Below are 18,545 nucleotides of genomic sequence, written 5' to 3' on the forward strand. Positions count from 1 at the left end.
ATGCTCTGGAATATGAACGTATTGCGCTAACAGTGAATCAAAATGAATTTGATTTAGAAACTCCGAAAGTAAGACGAGCCCCGCGTCATTGGTTAAGGTACCACCGTCGTTGGCTATTGAGATGACTTTTTGCTCATTGAATGTAAGAGAATTTTGTTGTAAAGTAATAGACATAAGAACGCACTCCTTTATTGTTATGTTTTGTCGACTTTACAATAACACGAAGTGCGTTCTTTTTGTACACCCAGAAGGTGAAGCAACTAAACTTTTAGAAAAATGAGCATACCAATGATTGAATCATTCTTGGAAAAATTTATAAATCATTCAGGGTAACCATTATATTTTTGAAGTCATCCTCTTTTTATAATGGTTCCATTCTTCTTTTTTTAAAATCCATAATCTTGTAATAGTAAAATAAGTTTTTCACGTTTTGTTTGCTTATATAAATTTTCTAATAGTGCTGTATTTTGAATTAATTGCATTAAATTTTGTAACATTGCTAATTGCTCATGAGGCTGATTTAACCCTAAGATAAAAATAAAATCGACTTGTACCTCTTGCTCTTTATCGTCCATTCGCTGAAATAAAACAGGACGTTCTGGAACGAGCAAAGTTATAAATTCTTCTTTAACCCATTCCGGGTCTGTATGTGGAATGGCAATGCCGAAAGTCCCTTGATCAATTCCTGTAGGGTATATCTCCTCTCTTTCTAAAATTTTTTTGCCGAAGTCTTTTGTCACCCATCCTTTTTGTTTTGCTAGATTATAAACAGCTGTAAAAACTTCTTTTTTATTTTGGTATTGTTCGCCTAATAAAATTGGTGAATATTGCAAATACTCTGTGACTTTTTTCTCCATCTTACTTACCCCCAATAATTGATCCTGTACAAACGTAGTAGTCGCCAAACTTCATCTTTATCCTTACATGCCAATAAATCAGAAAGAACCGCATCGCGTCCTGCTAAATCCATAATTTCCAATAAAGCATCGATATGTTTTTCTTTATTGTTGGAAGCTAACAGCACAATGAAATGAATAGGGTCTTCTGTGGTAGAAAGAATCCCTTGCTTAAATACTCCAAAAGAAATTGCAACCCCATAAGCTCCTTTTTCAGGTTCAGTATGTGGCAAAGCTAACTGATGACGAAAAACAATATAAGGTGGAATTTCTGGAAGTTCTTGTTTTAATGCTGTTAAGTAGCGAGGCTCAATAACCTTTTGTTTGATTAAGGGTTGACTAAGCTGCTCTAAAGCTTCATGCCATGACACTGCGTTTTCTTCTACAATTAAACCGTCTTTAGAGATTAATTGATCAAAGTGATTTGTTTCGTTATTCATCACTGTATTTTCCGCGGTATTCTCATTTAAAATTTTTAACACTTCAAAAAATAAATTTTCTTTATTTGGTATAGACACTTGACGATCCACTTGATCGACAATTTTTTCTGCAAGTGAAGGCTCATCCAAACCAACGACCGTTTCGTTCATTACTCTTTGACGTAACTGAACCTTCCCTTGATCGGTTAAAAAATCCTTGACTAAAAAATATTTTTTGTTAGTTTCTAAAGGAACTGAAGAAAAAATCAAATCACTTGTGATCTTTTGGGTATTAAATTCCCTTAATGACATTGTAGAAATAAAGTCAATTTCAGGAAAGACCCCTTTTAATATACGTTCCATAAGCAGTGAAACAGAAATACCATTAGTACAAACAATAACAGCTGTCGGAGTTTTTTTACGTAAGAATGAATCATTTTCTAATAAGTGACTGCCAAAAAATAAAGCTAAATAAAAAAGCTCGGTATCAGAAATTGTTTGGGCAAAAAAAGCTTCCAAAGGTGCTATGGATTTTTTTACTAAGTAAAAAATTGAAGAAACTTCTCGACTCTGCTGTCTTTTTAAATCAACTTCAGATAAATGCATGCCATATTTAATACGATAATAAGCTGGCCGCATATGCACCATCAAACGATTCAGCAATTCATTTTTATCTCCGATAACCACATGAGCTACTTTTTCAAAACGCTCAATCATCTCTAAAACAGCTAATTGTAAATTTTCAAATTGTCCTTTAGATAAAACATCAACCTGTGTTAAATTGGTGGACAAAAAAAGCAAGGTGAAGTAAATGATTTCGTTCATATCCCCTTCATTTTCCGGGAAAAAAACTTCTCTGACTGCTTTATATTCCTTGGTTTCCTGTAATTCCACATAGTCTAGAGCAAAATCATAATTAATCTTCTTTCCCCGAGCAATACGTCGGTCTAATAATAGAGTCAACACCGGTAAATCATTCACTTTGTCATCAGAGTAACGTAAACTCAAGTATTGTTCTAACTGACTCACTTTGTTTTTATATTCTGTTAAATGTGTTTTTTCAATATTCCCAAATTGTTTTAATAGGGCTTCATGATTAAGAAATTGATTGACTGTATTTACAGTTTCAGTTAATAATTGCCGACGGTGCCATTCTTCTCCTTTGATGCGGTATCCTTGTGAACGCGAATACTCTAAATGTAATTTATACTGATCTAAAAGAGGATTTAGTTCCTTAAGATCTCGGGCAACCGTATTTTTGCTAACGTTTAATTCAATAATAAAATGATTCATAGATAAGGGGTCTATTTTTGACAATAGCATCAGTATCAATAATTGAACACGTTCTTCTGGCAGCAAATAAGTTTCGACTGATGTTTGGGTGTTCCTTTGTTCAAATTCTTCTATAGTTTCTTTGGTTATAACAAAATGACCATTTGTTGTTCGTGTAATCGGGTCTAAATTTAGTTCGCTTAAATATTCATTCACTTTTTGAATAGAATAGTTTAACTGTGAACGCGTCAAATGGTGTCTGTTTTTTAAAGAAACGCTGGTTTCGTCAGGGTTATTTAAAATTTCAATAAATAACTGATTGGTTCTAGCATCTAATTCCATTTGAATTCCCCTTCGAAATAATATTTAATTATTCATGAATGAAAAAAGGTAGGGGCACAAGTATACAACAATAATGCCCCAGTTTCATTTTTTAACTAAAATCGCCATCTGATTGGATCATTACTTTAATTTCCTCTCCGGACATGACACTTTCAAAAGCTGAACGCCATTTTTCTAAAGGAACCTTTTTGGTAACTAAAGAAGAAACATCAATAGCTCCTTTGGCTAATAAATGCAAAGCAATGGGCCAATCATAAGGATTTTGTGAGCGACTCCCAATATAATGAATTTCCCGTTGAATAATCGTTTCAACATCTAATTTTTCAAACTTATCTTTAAATAAACCAACTTGAACAAAATCACCGCCTTTTCTAATTAAAGGAAAAGCTTGATTAACAGCAGCGGCCGACCCGGAAGCATCATAAATTTTTGTTACCCCGACATTATTTGTCATTTGATTAACAATTTCTGCTAAATCTTGGGTTTGAGTATCTACGATTGCATCTGCACCTAACTTTTGTGCTAATTCCAATCGTTGTCGATCTTTTGAAATCCCTGTAGCAATGACATTAGCTCCAATTTCTTTAGCAATTTGAATTAAAAGTAAACCAATAGGTCCCGGACCCATAACAAGGATAGTGTCATGAAGTCCTAGTGGGCTTCTTTGGTACATCGCGTGAACGCAGCAGGATAATGGTTCGCTCATAGCCGCTCCTTCATAACTAAGGTTTTCTGGTAATTTGTGAGCGTACTTTTCTTTAGCTATTACATATCGTGCTAAAGAGCCATTTTGTTGAGTACCAATTCCTTTACGATATGGACATAGATTATATTTTTCCTCTTGACAATAACTACATTCTCCACAAACATAAAACGTCGTCTCACTCGTCACACGATCCATTGGTTGAAAATGAGTCACCGCTGAGCCGACTTGAGCAACACGTCCTGAAAATTCATGTCCCAATACAACTGGCGTTGTAGGGTTTTTATACTCTCCTTTAAACGTATGAATATCTGACCCACAAATTCCTGTAAATGCAACTTCAATCAAGATTTCATCTTCTTTAGGTACTGGAACTTCTAGCGTTTCTAACGTCATGTTGTCATAACCGGGCGCTGTTTTGGTTACACCTTGCATTGTTTGTATATTTTCGGTTGTACGCATAATTTTTCTGTCCTTCTTTCAATTAAAATACGCTATTATATAATTCGGATGCTTTTAAGAAAACCCAATTTAAAATATTACCGCCTGTGTCTAAATTACTAATTTGAGCAGCTCCTTCAGGAAATTCAACGATACCTTCTCCCATTTGTGTGATCGCTGGCGCAAAGTCCGTAGCCATATATAGCCCAATAGTTACAGCGACTGTACATGCTAAGACCGAATGCACAATATTTCCTTTACGTCCGGGCACAATAAGGGCTGCAAAAAACGGAATTGTCGCTAAATCACCGAACGGCAATACGCGATTTCCTGGCAAAATGACTGCTATAAATAAAGTAATAGGTACCATTAATAATCCAGTAGATAAAGCAGCAGGAGAACCTGTAGCCAATGCTGCATCCATACCAAGAAAAATTTCTCGGCCTTTATAACGTCCCTGCAACATTTTTTGTGCCCCTTCTTGTATAGGTGTAAGCCCTTCCATTAAAATTTTTACCATTCGAGGCATTAATAACATGATACCTCCCATAGTCATCGCGGTTTGTAAAATACCTGTGATATCATAACCACCTAATATGGCTAAAAAGGCTCCGATAATAAGCCCCATAATCATCGGTTCTCCGAAAACACCAAAACGTTTCTGAATGGTTTCTGGTTTGACGTTAATTTTATTGATTCCAGGAATTTTAGAAATGAGCCAAGCTGCTGGAATACCAAATACTGCATAACCAGCGGCTGAACCTGTAGCAAAACTAATCCCTTCCAAACCATAATATTCTTGTACTTGATAAGCAGTTTTATCGGCAATAATCAAACAAAAGACAGTATAAATAATCCCAGCTAAAATCCCCATAATAACGTTTCCCGTTATGATATAAGCTGTCGCAGCAGCTGCTGCCATATGCCAGTAATTCCAAATATCAATATTCAAAGTTTTTGTCCATTTTAGGCCAAGCATAATCAAATTAACGACTAAAACAATTGGAATCATAAGACCTGCAATCGGTTGAGCCCACGTGATAGATGAAATAGCTGGCCAGCCTGCATCTATCACAGTTAAATTTAAACCAAATCGTTCAACCATAGCTTGTGCAGCTGGTCCCACAGTCGTAGTCAATAAATCAATAACTAAGTTGATCCCAATCATACCTATCCCTACAGTAATCCCTGAGGTTAATGCCCGGCCAGGCTTAACGCGAAAGATTAACCCTACAATAAAAATAATAATCGGTAGCATAACGCTTGGGCCCATATCTAAAACCGTTTGTACAGCGTTCATCAAAGTTCCCATGATATATTGTGCTCCTTTCAGAATAACTAGCTAACTTGTTTAGCTGTTTCGATAATTTCATTTTCTGTTTCATCTGTTCCTATACCTGTTAAAAACGACATTGCTTTAATCGCAGGAATACGATATTCTTGTGGTAACACAGTAGTAGAAATTAACATGTCTGCACTATCTTGTTTACTAGCTGCCTGTGAGATTTTTATTTGCTCCACATCGGCCTGTATTTCATTCTTTTTAAATAGCTCTTCGACCTTTTGTGTCACAACTGTTGATGTAGCTATGCCGGCTCCACAAGCAACCAGAACTTTAATTTTCCTCATTTTATTTCCCTCCAAAATAATAATCCACCTATAAAAATAACGAACAAAAAAGAGTTTTTATTGTGCGCACATCTCTTTTACATTTTTCATTATATTTTAAAAGCGCTTACTAAACAATGAAATTAGCATATCACTTTTATGTAGGTAATTATGCAGCGTGAGTCTATCTATTTCTAATCTGTGAAAAATAACATCCTTAAGAATATAGACCATACGAAAATATAACTTTTTACAATAAAAAAAAGGCTGAAACAATCGTTCCAGCCTCGCACAATCGCTAGGTAGTGAAAATGATGTTTTTTTCGCTGTTAACTTAAGAAGAGAGGAATAGCTCCTTACTTTTGGCAAACAGCGCCTGATCGAAAAAGACTAAATAAACAGTCAACGCAGATTCTTTAAGAAACTGCTGTATAGTTTTTATAGCAATCTTTACCGCTTCTTCTTGTGGGAAGCCGTAAACACCTGTGGAAATTAAGGGGAAAGCTATACTTCCACAGTTTTTTTCCACAGCTTTTATTAGACTATTACGATAGCAAGCAGACAATAAACTGGCTTCTTGTTGGTCTCCCCCATGATAAATGGGTCCTGCTGTATGAATAACGTAGGAAGCAGTAAGATTGCCTCCAGAAGTCACTACGGCTTCTCCTGTTTGAATAGGAGCTAATTGATCGCACTCTTTTTGTAAAGTTTGCCATCCAGCTGCTTTGAAAATAGCACCACATACACCACTGCCGCCTCGCAACTGTTTATTAGCAGCATTAACGATAGCATCAACAGGCATTTTTGTAATATCTTGATACACAAATTCTAATGACATCTGTTATCACTCCTTAAAAAAAGAGCTGTAACATAAGTAAAAATGAAGCAAAAATATCTGAACTATAGGAAGATGACTCCTCAATAAATATCGTTCGGATATTCGATTACTCAAAGAACTTATGTCACAGTTCCTTTATCTATTCGTTATTTTAAAGCATTTACGATTTCTTTGTTAAATGCCTCTAAATCATCTGGTGTGCGACTAGTAATTAAGTTATCATCAATAACTACTTCTTCGTCTTTCACGTGAGCTCCAGCATTTGCTAGATCAGGACGAACAGAAGTAAAACCAGTCATTGTTCGACCTTCAGTTACGCCAGCTTGAATAAAGATTTGCGGACCATGGCAAATGGCAAATACAGGTTTACCAGATTCAACAAATTTTTTAGTAAAATCTACATAACGATCATCTGTACGTAATTGATCGGGTGAAAATCCTCCAGGGATTAATAGTGCATCAAATGAAGAAACATCTACGTTATCAATGGATTGATCAATTGAAAATACGGAACCTTGTTTACCGTCGACATGATCTTTTCCATTATCACTAATGACTACAACTTCATTACCAGCATTTTCTAATGCTTCTTTAGGTGAAGTTATTTCAATATCTTCAACAAAATCTGTCATAATTGCTGCTATTTTACTCATCAGTTCGTTCCTCCTTATATAATCATTATAGGCTTTATAACCTCTATTTTTTATTATAACGAATAGATTTATAAGACTCAAATAATTCGCTGTGTAATCCTTATCCATGAAATAAAAAATATGGTAAAATAAAATTCATAAAAAATCACTAAAGCAATCAATCAAGGAGGCTTATTTTGAAAAAGAAGCGGACGTTTTTTACTACTTTATATTTATCTTTACTATGTTTTTTTATTTTTTCTACCCATTCGTCTCAAGCAACAACCATCACTTCGGATAACAGCCAAACTGCTACAACAGATAGTAGTCTTAGTTTGTCAGATTCAGGTCAAGAAGCTATGGAACTTCGTTTATTAGATAATCCTGTAGTTACCTTTTTACTTGAACATTTAAAAATTAATAAGCCAACAATTTTTGCAATAGGGGTAACAACAATTGGCCTTATCTTCCTAATAATGTCTTTATTTTTACCTAGCTTAGCTAAGCAAAAGCGATTAAATCAAAAAAATAATAAAACAGCGGCTACTTCAGGACAACACAGACCCCAAAAGAAATTCTCAGGGAAAGGAATTGTAGCTATTATTGGGCTGCTTCTTGTACTCATAGGAGTTATCGTCCAAACCGTTAATCAAATGAACTGAAAAAACGACTTTTATTTTCAATAATGGTCCATGAGAATAAATATTAATAGTTACTCTCGTTCTCTTTTTTTATTGTTTCTCTTGCTTTTCTATGTCAATCGTCCGATCAGCAAAAGGCGCATAAAATTCCTGTTCGTGAGAAACTACTAAAACTGTACCTTGGTAATTACCTAGGGTTTCCTGTAGCCTTTCCTTCGTCTTTTGGTCCATATGATTTGTCGGTTCATCTAAAATCAAAAAATTACTTGCTTGTAAAGTTAACTGTGCTAACCTTACTTTGGATTGCTCGCCACCGCTTAATAACTTGAGTGGTTTTTGTACTAATTGATCACTCAATCCGCAACGTGACAATTGCCTCCGTAGTTCTTTAGGTGAAATTTCTGGGAAAACATTCCCTAGGTATTGCAGCGGTGTTTGCAGAGGGAATTCCCATGTTAATTCCTGTTCAAAATAACCGATCTTCGTATTCGCAGGATAATCATATTCTCCAGATAAAGCCGGAATTTGTCCAATTAACGTTTTTAACAACGTTGATTTCCCAATACCATTAAATCCTTTTAGTGCTATTTTTTCACCATAACGAATCGTTAAATTTATAGGTCGTAGTAATGGTTTTTCATAGCCAATTACTAAATCCTGTGTGGTTACTGCAAAAGTTGCCACAATTCCTTTATAAGGAAAATCAAATGCTGGTTGTATTTGGTTGGTAGGAGGAGTAAGACGTTCAACTTTAGCTAATTGTTTTTCCCGACTTTTAGCCATTTTCGAACGAGAACCAGCTTTATTTTTACGGATATAGCTCTCTGTTTTTTCTATTTGTTTTTTCTGAGCTTCATAGCGCTTCATATATGTTTCTTGGTCCGCTTCTTTTTGCTTTAACGCCTTCGTTACATTCCCAGCATATTTTGTTAATGCCCCAAACTCTATATCAGCAACATGAGTAGTAATTTCATCGAGAAATTGTTGGTCGTGTGAGACAACCAAAAAAGTCCCAGAGAAATTTTGTAGAAACGAGATCAGCCATTGAACATGCTTGTCGTCCAGGTGGTTTGTCGGTTCATCTAAAACCAAAACTGCAGGATGTTCCAATAAAAGTTTAGCCAAAATCACTTTTGAACGCTGCCCACCACTTAAATTTTTTAAAAATGTATCTAAACCTAATACATCAAGCCCAAGTCCTATTGTTGTTTCTTGAATCAAAGCGTCCATTTGATAGAATTCACTCTGATCTAGTTGTGTTTGCAACTTCCCAGCTTTTTCTAGCAATAAGTCATCAAAGGTCTCACCATAGCTTTCATAAAGTTTCCCGATTTCTTCTTCTATTGCTAATTCTTTTGCAAACGCTTGTTTTAAAAATTCATAAATCGTTAATTTTTCGTCTAGGCGTGCGTACTGATCTAAGTAACCAATCGTTTGGTTTTTCGATAGCTCAACAGAACCTTTTTCAGGCAAGATTTCTCCAGTTATAATTTTAATTAATGTTGACTTTCCTGCCCCATTTTGTCCAGTCAAACCTACATGTTCTCCGTCATTTATTTGTAAATTTAGATTTTCATATAATACTTTATCACCAAATTGTTGCGAAATATCACTCAATTTTAGCATTTACTTATCCTATCCTAACTGTAAAAAACTGCGGACGAATTTGTCCACAGTTTCACCTTAAAAATATTCAACTTGAAAAGTCTACCACGTTTAAGAAATAGTGTCTAGTTTAGCTACTCCAAATATCATTAACAGGTATTTCAACTTCTACTTTTGTTCCATCAAATTCATCGTCAATATATTCTTGCACCTCAGGGTCATGATAAACTTCGCCTAATTTTTGTAATTTTTCTTCATCTTGGCGGCCTTCTTTAACAGCAATAACATTTAAATTAATACGATTAGATTCATCTACTTTTTCTCGGTAAATCGCATCATTTAATACATTTAGCCCACCTTCAAGCGCTACAGTGTTACTAATCAAAGCCATGTCCACATCCTGTAAAATACGTGGGCCAGTCACATCATCAATCAATTCAAATTCTAAATTTTTAGGGTTTGAACTCACATCCTCTGGCGTGCCTACGCCATCATCGAAATCTTCATTTAGTTCAACTAGTCCGGCCGCTTCTAGCACTCGAAGTCCTCTTGCTGTATTCGCAGGGTTATCAGCTAAGGCTACTACGTCATGATCTTTTATTTCATCAACAGAATCATATTTATCTGAGTAAATGCCCATCGGTTCAACATAAGTTGTAGCTACGGGTATTAATTTTTCTGTACTATCTTCATTAAAACTTTCCAAATAACCAATTGATTGAAAAGCATTAGCATCAATATCTCCATCAGCAGTGGCATTATTTTTGGCCGCTCCACCATCAATGTCTTCAACTTCAATCTGAATTCCAGCATCTTCAGCCACCTCTGAATTTGCAATAAATTCCCAAATCTGCGCATCCGCGCTCTCAGAACCAATGTGAATTACTTGATCCTCTTCTCCAGCTACTCCTTGTTCATTATCATTACAAGCGCTAAGAGCAACGACCGTTACTAAAGCTAAAAAGACAACCCACTTCTTCTTCATCAAAAACCTCCTCAATCCAAGCAAAATAAACACGTTCCGAAAATTCTGTTAATTTTAATTAAAATAATCTCAATAACAAATACAAAATCACACAGATCGCTCTTGCCAAACTTCCTTAGCCGTATTAACAAGTAAGTTAATTTTTTTCCATTGATCTTCTTCAGTAAGATCATTGCCTTCTTGAGTTGAGGAGAAGCCACACTGAGTACCTAGACATAATTGTTCAAAAGGAACATATTGGCTAGCTTTTTCAATCCGCTTTTTTAACATTGCTTCCTCTTCTAATTCTGGAGTTTTCGTAGTAATCAACCCTAAAACTATTCGCTGATCTTGGATACTTTTCAAAGGTTCAAATCCACCAGAACGTTCATCATCAAACTCCAAAAAGAACCCATTAAATGCTCGAATAGCGAGTAAACGACCAGCAATTTTATCATAAGAACCATTATATAACCAACGAGATTGGAAGTTCCCTTTGCAAAAATGAAAAGTCACAGCTAAATCTTCAGGTTTTTTTGCTAAAACAGCTTCGGTAATATCGCCAAATTCTTGAATCAATTCATCTGGATTATAACCATTTTCTTGAATCAAACCACGAAAATGATTGTCAAACAAAGCCCCCCAGCTAGTATCGTCTAACTGCAAATACCGGCAGCCAGCATCGTAAAAAGCTTGGATTGTCTCCTGATAAGTTGCGACAAGATCTAAAATAAAATCATCTTTTTTCGCGTACACTGGATTTTCATGATATTTTTTTGACAAAATAAAAGAATCAAGAAATATCATATTCGGGCCGGGAATCGTTTGCTTTGCTATCACATCTTCAGCATCAGCATATTTTTTTGTAAAACGGAAATGATCTAAAAATGGATGATTTTGGTTAAAAGAAAGTTTCCCACTAACAAACGTTCCTTGAGCTTTTGAAGTAACTCCAAAAGCTGTAGTTTCAAAGTCATAAACAGTAATTCCATTCAATCCAGCAATAAAATCTAAATGCCACCAACGACGACGAAATTCGCCATCAGTTACTGCATTTAACCCTAGCTCTTTTTCTTTTTGAATTAATTCTATAATCGATTTGTCTTCTACTTCCTTTAGCGCTTCTTGCGTGATTTTTCCTTGTTTAAATTGTTCTCTTGCTTTTTTTAACTTTTCCGGACGTAAAAAACTTCCTACAATATCCCAACGAAATGGTATTTTCTCCATACAAACCCCTCTCTTTCTATAAAAATAAAGCTAGGACAAAGTTGACTAGCATGTTCATTCTTGAATTGGTTAAAAACTCATTCTTACCGCCTTTAATCTAAAATAGCTAAAGCTAAGAATAGATCACTTTTCATAAACTACTGCTAGACAATATCAATGCCCCAGCTTTTATTTTCCGACAAATTAATGCATCGTCATGCCACCAGTTACATTAAGTGCTTGTCCTGTCATATAGCTAGCTAAAGGACTTGCCAAAAATAAAATAACGTTTGCGACATCTTGAGTTGAACCAGTACGACCCAATGGCACTTGGCTTTGATCTTCTTCTAATACTTCTTGTGCTGTCATCCCACGAATAGCGCCGCCTTCAACACGTTCTCGATGTTTCATTGGTGTTTCGACAATTCCGGGACATACAGCGTTTACTAAAATATCATCTTGAGCAACTTCTAATGCTAGTGTTTTACATAGACCCAAAACTGCATGTTTGGATGCCACATATCCTGACATCCCTTTATAGCCATTTTTCCCAGCTTGTGAAGCCACAAAAATTACTCGCCCAGATTTTTCCTTACGTTGCATTAATCCAGTAACATATTTACTGCTTAAATAAGCGCCTCGCGTATTTACTGTGAGTACTTTATCAAAATCTACCGTGCTACTTTCAGTCAAGAAGTCTACAGTAGAAATGCCGGCCACATTAACAAGTATATCTGGGATAAGCATTTGCTCTTCTAATTGTTGAACTAAACTAATTATTTCTTCTTCTTCAGCAATATCTAAATGCATCTTATAGTTTTTTTCATTAAGTTTCTGTAATTTCGCTTCTTCAAAAGCAATATCACAAGCAATTACAGTTGCTCCTTCGTTTTGGAAGGTTTCTACAACGCTTTGACCAATACCCTGTGACGCCCCGATAACCAAAGCTATTTTTTCTCTTAATTCAGTAAAATACATCCAACGTTCCTCCTAAACGACATGACGTTCAAAAGGATCATCACTAATGCCATCTTCTAAAACAAGTTTAGCGTACTCTTTAGCTGAAAATAGTGAATGATCACGGTAATTACCACAGCTTGTGATATCTACCCCTTGTACATCTTCCCATTTTGTTTCATAGGCAATTGTTTTAAGAGATTCGCTCAAAGCTTGAGCAACTTCGGTTGGAGTATATTCTCCCCACACAATTAAATGAAAACCAGTACGGCAACCAAATGGAGAACAATCGATAATACCGTCCAAACGATCACGTAATAAATCTGCTAATAGATGTTCAATTGTGTGTAACCCTGCAGTTGGAAGTTCTTTTTCATTTGGTTGTAAGAAACGTAAATCATAGTTAGAGATTACGTCTCCCTTTTTACCTGTTTCCTTACCAATTAAACGAACATAAGGTGCCTTTACTTTTGTATGATCTAATGTAAAACTTTCTACTTCCGCCATTTTCTTTCCTCCTCAAAATATTTTTAGAGATAATAAAAAATCTCCATCCCTTTGCCTACCAACTTTGATAAACAAAGGGACGAAGACTTTCGTGTTACCACCCTTATTTGCACAAACTTCACAGTTAATGCCTCAACGGTACCCTTAGATACCCGGCAGTTTATCGGCCACTCACCCGTTTATTTAGCGCTAACTAAATAAAAAGCTCAGAGTTCATCTTCACTACTTTTTACTTGTCCCCTTTTCCACCAACCGGGTTCTCTTTAACAAATGCAGCAGCTACTCTTCTCTGTCCTAGCTTTATTTATGATTTGTAAACAGTATAGTTAAGAATAAATGAATTGTCAAGTTGGTGCTTTTTAAATTGAATAAACTATATTAAGCTTCTATCTCAAAAGTAAACTTACTAAGAAAAATTATGTTAATATGATTTATATAAAATAGCTCTACCCTTAGTATTGAAATAGTAAAACAACAGTACGTATATCAGCGTAACCCGTTACCGTACAAATAGAACTGGAGGCAGAATAATGAAGACATTTCCAAAAAATTTCTTATGGGGTTCGGCTACCTCGGCTCCGCAATCAGAAGGACATAGCTTACAAAACGGTAAATCTGAAACCACTTGGGATTATTGGTTTAAGACAAATCCAGAAAAATTTCATGAAAATCAAGGTCCTGAAAATACAACAAATATATACGAAATGTATAAAGAAGACTGCAAAAGAATGAAAGAGATTGGACTCAATTCTTTTCGTACCTCGATTTCTTGGGCACGTCTTTTACCAGACGGAAGGCATGTAAACCAAGAAGCCGTCGCTTTTTATCGTGATTATTTCAAACATATTCTTGAAGAAGGCGTGCAACCTATCATTAACTTATTTCATTTTGACATGCCCATGTGGTTAATGGAAAAAGGCGGCTGGGAAACCCGAGAATCCGTAGACGCATTTGCTTTTTATGCCAAAACAGCATTTGAATTGTTTGGCGATTTAATAAAAAATTGGACAACTTTCAACGAACCTATTGTGCATATTGAGTGCGGCTACTTAAATGGTGCCCATTATCCAGCTATTCACGATTTTAAAAAAGCCATCCAGGTTGGTTACCATACATTAATGGCTCACGCTTACGCCGTAAAAGCATTTCGTGAGATTATGCCCAACGAAAGCATCGGGATTATCTTAAACATCACCCCTGCTTACGCGCGTAGTGATCAAGCAGCTGATCAATCAGCCAAAGAAAATGCGGATTTATTAACAATGAAAAGTTTCTTGGATCCAGCGGTGAAAGGATTTATTCCAGATCCTTTAATCCAATTAATTCAAGCACATGATTTAACGCCAGAAACAATAGGTTCAGACAAAGAGATAATAAAAGAAAACACCGTAGATTTTATTGGTTTAAATTACTATCAACCCTTACGTGTGCAAGCTCCCGAAAATCCACGTTTCCCCGCTCAAGATCCTGAGGATTTATTTGCACCTTATGATTGGCCGGAAAAACGAATTAATCCTTACCGCGGTTGGGAAATTTACCCTGAAGCCATTTATGATGTAGCTATGATGATGAAAAACGAATATAACAATTTTCCTTGGTATGTTAGTGAAAATGGTATGGGTGTTGCAGAGGAAGAGCGCTTTGTAAATGAAGAAGGCATGATACAGGATGATTATCGTATCGATTTTATGAAAGAACATTTAGATTATCTGTATCAAGGTATCCAAGAAGGCAGCAATTGTTTTGGTTATCATACCTGGACATTTATCGATTGTTGGTCATGGTTAAATGGCTATCGTAATCGCTATGGGTTTTACCGTTTAGAATCGGATAAGGACTTTACACGTAGTTTGAAAAAAAGTGGATTATGGTATAAAGAGGTCGCACAGAATAATGGCTATTAAGAAAAGAGGAAGAAAATGAGTCTTGTAGTTTTTGATATGGGCGGTTCTTCAATCAAGTATGGTCTATGGAAGCAACAAACAATAAGTCAACTTGATCGTTTTACAACACCTTCAACTTTTGAAAAGCTAAAGTTGCAATTTAAGCAAGTTATTGCCCAATTCAAAGAAGAAATTACCGGGGTAGCTATCAGTGCTCCAGGAGCTGTAAACGTAACCCAACGAAAAATCGATGGAATTAGTGCGATTCCTTATATCCATCATCGCCCTATTTTCGATGAATTAGAAGATGCCTTAGATTTACCTGTAACAATCGAAAATGATGCGAATTGTGCAGGGATTTGTGAAATGACACTAGGTGCTGGTAAACATAGTAAACATGCCATTTTCTTAGTTATTGGAACAGGTGTGGGCGGAGCAATATTTATTAATCGTCATTTATATAAAGGAGCTCATCTTTTCGGTGGAGAAGTTGGGTTAATGCATAACCAAAACAAAATGACACTCAGCCACAATGGTACAGCTGTCAATACAGCTCACCGCTTTTCTGAGCAATATGGAAACAAAGTAACAGGAATTGAACTCTTTGAACAAAAGGACAAAGGAGACAAGCGTGCAATTCAAGCTATTGAAACAATGTATGAGCATTTAGCTGATTCACTCTATAATATCCAAGTCTCCTTAGATCCAGAAATGATCATCCTTGGTGGTGGTATTTCTGCACGTAAAGAATTAGCAGAAGAACTTCAAGGTCGTTTACAAACTTTATTAACAAACGAAGGAGTGCCTGAAATTCTTCCTGAAATTAAAACATGTCACTACCAAAATAACGCCAATCTAATTGGCGCAGCTATAAATTTTGAAACTATGCAGAAAGACAGGTAATTTACTACCTGTCTTTTACATTTTCTATATTTCTAATTTTCCAAGCATCTAGATAAATATCTAAATGAAACTGTAGTAAGTCTTCTTGTAATTGTGCCCCCAAAGAAAAATTTAATTTTTCTGAGAGTTGCTTTGCGATAGCTAAGCCAAGTCCTGAACTGTCCGTACCGCGTGCGCCCTCACTTTGGTAATTGCGGTCAAATAAACGCTCGACATCAATATTTTGTTTTTCTGGTAATTTATTTTCAAAAATAAATCGCAATCGTTCTTCCTGTTTTTCTAAACGAATATTAAAATAGCGAACTCCATGAATAAAGGCGTTTTTTATCAAATTTTGTACAATTCGTTCGAAATCAACGCGACTTGTTTGGATCACAATGAGCTCGTCTGTTAAATCAATCTCCATGTCTTCAAAAGTTGCTGACAATTCTTCATAGTACTGCGCTACTTGCTCTTGAATTAAGGTAATTGGATTTACCGCTTCACTATGAATTTGATAGTCATCTGCATCTAATAAACTTAATAAATAAAACTCATCAATAAGTGATGAAATTAATTGTGTACGTTCTTCAATAATTTTTAAATACTTTAAATCCCGAGCACTCAATGTAGTTTTATCAAGCATTTGAATATAACCAATCATTGATGTCAAAGGGGTCCTAAAATCATGTGAAATCGAAGCAATCATTTCTTTACTTTGTTTGGCCATTCGCCTATTTTCTTTATCTGTTTGGTTAAAAGACACAATTAATTCATTAACTTCTTCAACTAATTGTCGGTTACGTTTAGAAAACCCGATTCTTTTTAAGGGCGTATGAGAATTTCCTTGCTTAATAGTCTTAATCTGTAAAATCATATCTTTTAATTCCCGACGGTAAAAGATCCAAGCTATGATAAGTAACAAATTAATTCCTATACTAATGAATAAAATCCATATCACAAATTTCACCTACTAATTGTCTTTGATATCCGAATGTTTCAGTATAAAAAGCGAGATAATGGTCGTTACAATAATGTAAATACCAATAATAACAAAAGGTTGAGCTTCAATTGAATCTACTATTTTTAAAGCTTCTTGCGCACTTGGTAGCTGATTACTAGGCTGTCCTGGTTGACCATAGAAAACTCCACTCATTAAGGCATCTTTTAGCTTCCCAGTATTTGTTGAAAGTAAATAAGGGCTTAAGTCTAAATGACGTAAAACTGGTAAATGATTTGCCCATCTAATAAGGTTGGCTATAAAACCATTTGAAATAATGAAAAATAGAAATAGCGGAATATTCCCACTTTGCCATTTCAAAGTAATTAGATTTGTCAACGAAGAAAAAGCAATTGTGAATAGACCTAAATAGGCTACTAAAATAAGTAATAATTCAATTTGATTTATTGTAAAAAAAGGCGCGCCATCATTTAGTAAGGCGAGGATACCAAATCCACCAACATAAGCTAGCGCTAAAAAGGTAAATACAACAAACATATAAATAAGCGAAGTAAGTATTTTTGCCACAATATATTCGCTTTTGCGCAACCCAGAACTAAATAAACGGACAAACCCTTTGCTATTAAGCTCATCTAAATACACGGCATAATAAAACTGAGGACTTATAACTAAGGGGCCAAATAAAGCAAGAGGCATCACTGCTACTGAAAAATACAACTCTGTAATTTCGCTTTTGTTATCAGCAAAATCAGCATTTCCCGAGCCAAAAATGACAAAAATTAAAAATAAAGCTGCCAAAATCAACCAATATAACTGATTACTTCGTTTATGAAAAATTCGATAAAGATCTGCCTTGACGTAATTAAACATTTTCTTGACCTCCTTGATGAATAAGTGAAAGATAGTACTCTTCTAATGTTTGTTGGTGAGGAGTTAATTTATACAACTCAACACCACCGTCCACTAAAATTTTGGCAATCTTGTTTGTTTCATCAATATGATCAGAAAGAACAATTTCTTTATCACCATTGACTATATAATCTAAAGAGGATAAATGCTCTTCTAATAAATAAGCAGCCTTTTCTGCATTGTCCACTTTGATAATGACCTGATCCTCTGTTTTTTCTAATAATTCTTCACGGTCCACCTCACTTAATAACTCTCCCTCATGGATAAAACCAAAACGAGAAGCCATGAGTCCTAATTCGCCTAAAATATGAGAAGATAGTACAAAAGTAATTTCTTGTTCGCGGTTTAATTTTTGTACTAATCCCCTAAAGCTGGCAATCCCTTGAGGATCTAGACCATTAATTGGCTCATCCATAATAATTAAGTCCGGCTTGCCAACTAAAGCATTCGCTATATTTAACCGTTGCTTCATCCCCATAGAAAATGATTTTACTTTCTTTTTTACTTTGTCTAATTCGACTAGGCTTAATACACGATCAACTTCTGCTTTATCCGTAATCCCTTTTAGCTTACAAGTATAAACTAAATTTTCTCGAGCTGTTAAGTAAGGAAAAAACTGAGAGCCAAACATAAATCCAATATTTTTTTGCTTGCCTACTAAGTTTTCTACAGATGGTTGATCATAAATCGAAATTTCCCCATTGTCTTGTCTAGCAAGCCCCATAATGACTTTAAATAAAGTGGACTTCCCAGCTCCATTTTTACCAATTAGTCCATATACTTCTCCAGGTCTTACATGTATCGAAACGTCACGTAAAGCCTCTTGTTTACCATAAGATTTTGTGACAGCTTGTGTGGTCAATAAATTTTCCATCACGT

The 18,545-nt window shown here is 35.4% G+C and carries 18 protein-coding genes and 1 pseudogene; 3 read left to right on the forward strand and 16 right to left on the reverse strand.

Going from position 1 to position 18,545, the window contains the following annotated elements; genetic code table 11:
• The 8 genes and pseudogenes from G577_RS11675 to G577_RS0100925 form a co-directional block, all read right to left on the reverse strand.
• Positions 1 to 174, reverse strand: a pseudogene (locus G577_RS11675) (IS1380 family transposase); the annotation flags it as partial.
• 212 nt (positions 175 to 386) lie between these two features.
• Complete coding sequence (locus G577_RS0100895; RefSeq protein WP_028789516.1) at positions 387 to 857, reverse strand: PTS sugar transporter subunit IIA; 471 nt, start codon at positions 855 to 857, stop codon at positions 387 to 389.
• Between the two features lie 5 nt (positions 858 to 862).
• A complete protein-coding gene (locus G577_RS0100900; protein WP_028789517.1) occupies positions 863 to 2,929 on the reverse strand; it encodes a BglG family transcription antiterminator in 2,067 nt (688 codons plus the stop codon).
• Positions 2,930 to 3,020: 91 nt separating this feature from the next.
• On the reverse strand, positions 3,021 to 4,094 hold the full coding sequence (locus tag G577_RS0100905; RefSeq protein WP_038021810.1) for a zinc-binding dehydrogenase: 1,074 nt from the start codon (positions 4,092 to 4,094) through the stop codon (positions 3,021 to 3,023).
• 22 nt (positions 4,095 to 4,116) lie between these two features.
• Positions 4,117 to 5,385, reverse strand: coding sequence for a PTS galactitol transporter subunit IIC (locus tag G577_RS0100910; RefSeq protein WP_028789519.1), 1,269 nt, complete (start codon positions 5,383 to 5,385; stop codon positions 4,117 to 4,119).
• A 26-nt stretch (positions 5,386 to 5,411) separates the two neighbouring features.
• A complete protein-coding gene (locus tag G577_RS0100915; RefSeq protein ID WP_028789520.1) occupies positions 5,412 to 5,702 on the reverse strand; it encodes a PTS sugar transporter subunit IIB in 291 nt (96 codons plus the stop codon).
• 313 nt (positions 5,703 to 6,015) lie between these two features.
• Positions 6,016 to 6,519: a macro domain-containing protein gene (locus G577_RS10835; RefSeq protein ID WP_038021716.1), complete on the reverse strand. Its 504-nt coding sequence runs from the start codon at positions 6,517 to 6,519 to the stop codon at positions 6,016 to 6,018.
• A 146-nt stretch (positions 6,520 to 6,665) separates the two neighbouring features.
• The gene (locus G577_RS0100925) at positions 6,666 to 7,172 is read right to left on the reverse strand and encodes a type 1 glutamine amidotransferase domain-containing protein (protein WP_028789521.1); all 507 of its coding nucleotides are present in this window, start codon (positions 7,170 to 7,172) and stop codon (positions 6,666 to 6,668) included.
• A 176-nt stretch (positions 7,173 to 7,348) separates the two neighbouring features.
• Between G577_RS0100925 and G577_RS0100930 the strand changes: the two genes are divergently transcribed.
• Positions 7,349 to 7,813 (forward strand): hypothetical protein, encoded by a 465-nt coding sequence (locus G577_RS0100930; protein ID WP_028789522.1) that lies wholly within the window; start codon positions 7,349 to 7,351, stop codon positions 7,811 to 7,813.
• Positions 7,814 to 7,882: 69 nt separating this feature from the next.
• On the opposite strand, the gene G577_RS0100935 is transcribed toward G577_RS0100930, so the two are convergent.
• The 5 genes from G577_RS0100935 to G577_RS0100955 form a co-directional block, all read right to left on the reverse strand.
• A complete protein-coding gene (locus G577_RS0100935) occupies positions 7,883 to 9,418 on the reverse strand; it encodes an ABC-F family ATP-binding cassette domain-containing protein (protein ID WP_028789523.1) in 1,536 nt (511 codons plus the stop codon).
• Between the two features lie 109 nt (positions 9,419 to 9,527).
• On the reverse strand, positions 9,528 to 10,382 hold the full coding sequence (locus G577_RS0100940; protein WP_028789524.1) for a MetQ/NlpA family ABC transporter substrate-binding protein: 855 nt from the start codon (positions 10,380 to 10,382) through the stop codon (positions 9,528 to 9,530).
• Between the two features lie 87 nt (positions 10,383 to 10,469).
• Complete coding sequence (locus G577_RS0100945; protein ID WP_028789525.1) at positions 10,470 to 11,588, reverse strand: 5-methyltetrahydropteroyltriglutamate--homocysteine S-methyltransferase; 1,119 nt, start codon at positions 11,586 to 11,588, stop codon at positions 10,470 to 10,472.
• 183 nt (positions 11,589 to 11,771) lie between these two features.
• On the reverse strand, positions 11,772 to 12,545 hold the full coding sequence (locus G577_RS0100950; protein ID WP_028789526.1) for an SDR family NAD(P)-dependent oxidoreductase: 774 nt from the start codon (positions 12,543 to 12,545) through the stop codon (positions 11,772 to 11,774).
• 12 nt (positions 12,546 to 12,557) lie between these two features.
• Positions 12,558 to 13,031, reverse strand: coding sequence for an S-ribosylhomocysteine lyase (locus tag G577_RS0100955; protein ID WP_028789527.1), 474 nt, complete (start codon positions 13,029 to 13,031; stop codon positions 12,558 to 12,560).
• A 530-nt stretch (positions 13,032 to 13,561) separates the two neighbouring features.
• Between G577_RS0100955 and G577_RS0100960 the strand changes: the two genes are divergently transcribed.
• Both G577_RS0100960 and G577_RS0100965 read left to right on the forward strand, forming a co-directional pair.
• Positions 13,562 to 14,935, forward strand: coding sequence for a glycoside hydrolase family 1 protein (locus G577_RS0100960; RefSeq protein WP_028789528.1), 1,374 nt, complete (start codon positions 13,562 to 13,564; stop codon positions 14,933 to 14,935).
• A gap of 15 nt (positions 14,936 to 14,950) precedes the next feature.
• Positions 14,951 to 15,817 carry an ROK family protein gene (locus G577_RS0100965; protein WP_028789529.1) on the forward strand — a complete coding sequence of 289 codons (867 nt, stop codon included), beginning with the start codon at positions 14,951 to 14,953 and terminating at the stop codon, positions 15,815 to 15,817.
• A 4-nt stretch (positions 15,818 to 15,821) separates the two neighbouring features.
• Here G577_RS0100965 and G577_RS0100970 read toward each other — a convergent pair whose 3' ends face one another.
• The 3 genes from G577_RS0100970 to G577_RS0100980 are packed head-to-tail and all read right to left on the reverse strand — an operon-like array spanning position 15,822 to position 18,540.
• A complete protein-coding gene (locus tag G577_RS0100970; protein WP_028789530.1) occupies positions 15,822 to 16,757 on the reverse strand; it encodes a sensor histidine kinase in 936 nt (311 codons plus the stop codon).
• A gap of 12 nt (positions 16,758 to 16,769) precedes the next feature.
• A complete protein-coding gene (locus G577_RS0100975; protein ID WP_028789531.1) occupies positions 16,770 to 17,627 on the reverse strand; it encodes an ABC transporter permease in 858 nt (285 codons plus the stop codon).
• The gene (locus G577_RS0100980) at positions 17,620 to 18,540 is read right to left on the reverse strand and encodes an ABC transporter ATP-binding protein (RefSeq protein ID WP_028789532.1); all 921 of its coding nucleotides are present in this window, start codon (positions 18,538 to 18,540) and stop codon (positions 17,620 to 17,622) included. The genes G577_RS0100975 and G577_RS0100980 overlap by 8 nt, the downstream gene beginning before the upstream one ends.
• Positions 18,541 to 18,545: the final 5 nt, after the last annotated feature.

The organism is Tetragenococcus muriaticus DSM 15685 (assembly GCF_000423785.1).
GTDB lineage: Bacteria > Bacillota > Bacilli > Lactobacillales > Enterococcaceae > Tetragenococcus > Tetragenococcus muriaticus.

What these genes read in the sequence shown, in the direction of transcription:
- G577_RS0100955 (WP_028789527.1), bottom strand. Translation starts at nt 13,031, where the DNA reads ATGGCGGAAGTAGAAAGTTTTACATTAGATCATACAAAAGTAAAGGCA.
- G577_RS0100975 (WP_028789531.1), bottom strand. Translation starts at nt 17,627, where the DNA reads ATGTTTAATTACGTCAAGGCAGATCTTTATCGAATTTTTCATAAACGA.
- G577_RS0100905 (WP_038021810.1), bottom strand. Translation starts at nt 4,094, where the DNA reads ATGCGTACAACCGAAAATATACAAACAATGCAAGGTGTAACCAAAACA.
- G577_RS0100945 (WP_028789525.1), bottom strand. Translation starts at nt 11,588, where the DNA reads ATGGAGAAAATACCATTTCGTTGGGATATTGTAGGAAGTTTTTTACGT.
- G577_RS0100940 (WP_028789524.1), bottom strand. Translation starts at nt 10,382, where the DNA reads ATGAAGAAGAAGTGGGTTGTCTTTTTAGCTTTAGTAACGGTCGTTGCT.
- G577_RS0100935 (WP_028789523.1), bottom strand. Translation starts at nt 9,418, where the DNA reads ATGCTAAAATTGAGTGATATTTCGCAACAATTTGGTGATAAAGTATTA.
- G577_RS0100900 (WP_028789517.1), bottom strand. Translation starts at nt 2,929, where the DNA reads ATGGAATTAGATGCTAGAACCAATCAGTTATTTATTGAAATTTTAAAT.
- G577_RS0100915 (WP_028789520.1), bottom strand. Translation starts at nt 5,702, where the DNA reads ATGAGGAAAATTAAAGTTCTGGTTGCTTGTGGAGCCGGCATAGCTACA.
- G577_RS0100980 (WP_028789532.1), bottom strand. Translation starts at nt 18,540, where the DNA reads ATGGAAAATTTATTGACCACACAAGCTGTCACAAAATCTTATGGTAAA.
- G577_RS10835 (WP_038021716.1), bottom strand. Translation starts at nt 6,519, where the DNA reads ATGTCATTAGAATTTGTGTATCAAGATATTACAAAAATGCCTGTTGAT.
- G577_RS0100925 (WP_028789521.1), bottom strand. Translation starts at nt 7,172, where the DNA reads ATGAGTAAAATAGCAGCAATTATGACAGATTTTGTTGAAGATATTGAA.
- G577_RS0100960 (WP_028789528.1), top strand. Translation starts at nt 13,562, where the DNA reads ATGAAGACATTTCCAAAAAATTTCTTATGGGGTTCGGCTACCTCGGCT.
- G577_RS0100950 (WP_028789526.1), bottom strand. Translation starts at nt 12,545, where the DNA reads ATGTATTTTACTGAATTAAGAGAAAAAATAGCTTTGGTTATCGGGGCG.
- G577_RS0100910 (WP_028789519.1), bottom strand. Translation starts at nt 5,385, where the DNA reads ATGGGAACTTTGATGAACGCTGTACAAACGGTTTTAGATATGGGCCCA.
- G577_RS0100965 (WP_028789529.1), top strand. Translation starts at nt 14,951, where the DNA reads ATGAGTCTTGTAGTTTTTGATATGGGCGGTTCTTCAATCAAGTATGGT.
- G577_RS0100895 (WP_028789516.1), bottom strand. Translation starts at nt 857, where the DNA reads ATGGAGAAAAAAGTCACAGAGTATTTGCAATATTCACCAATTTTATTA.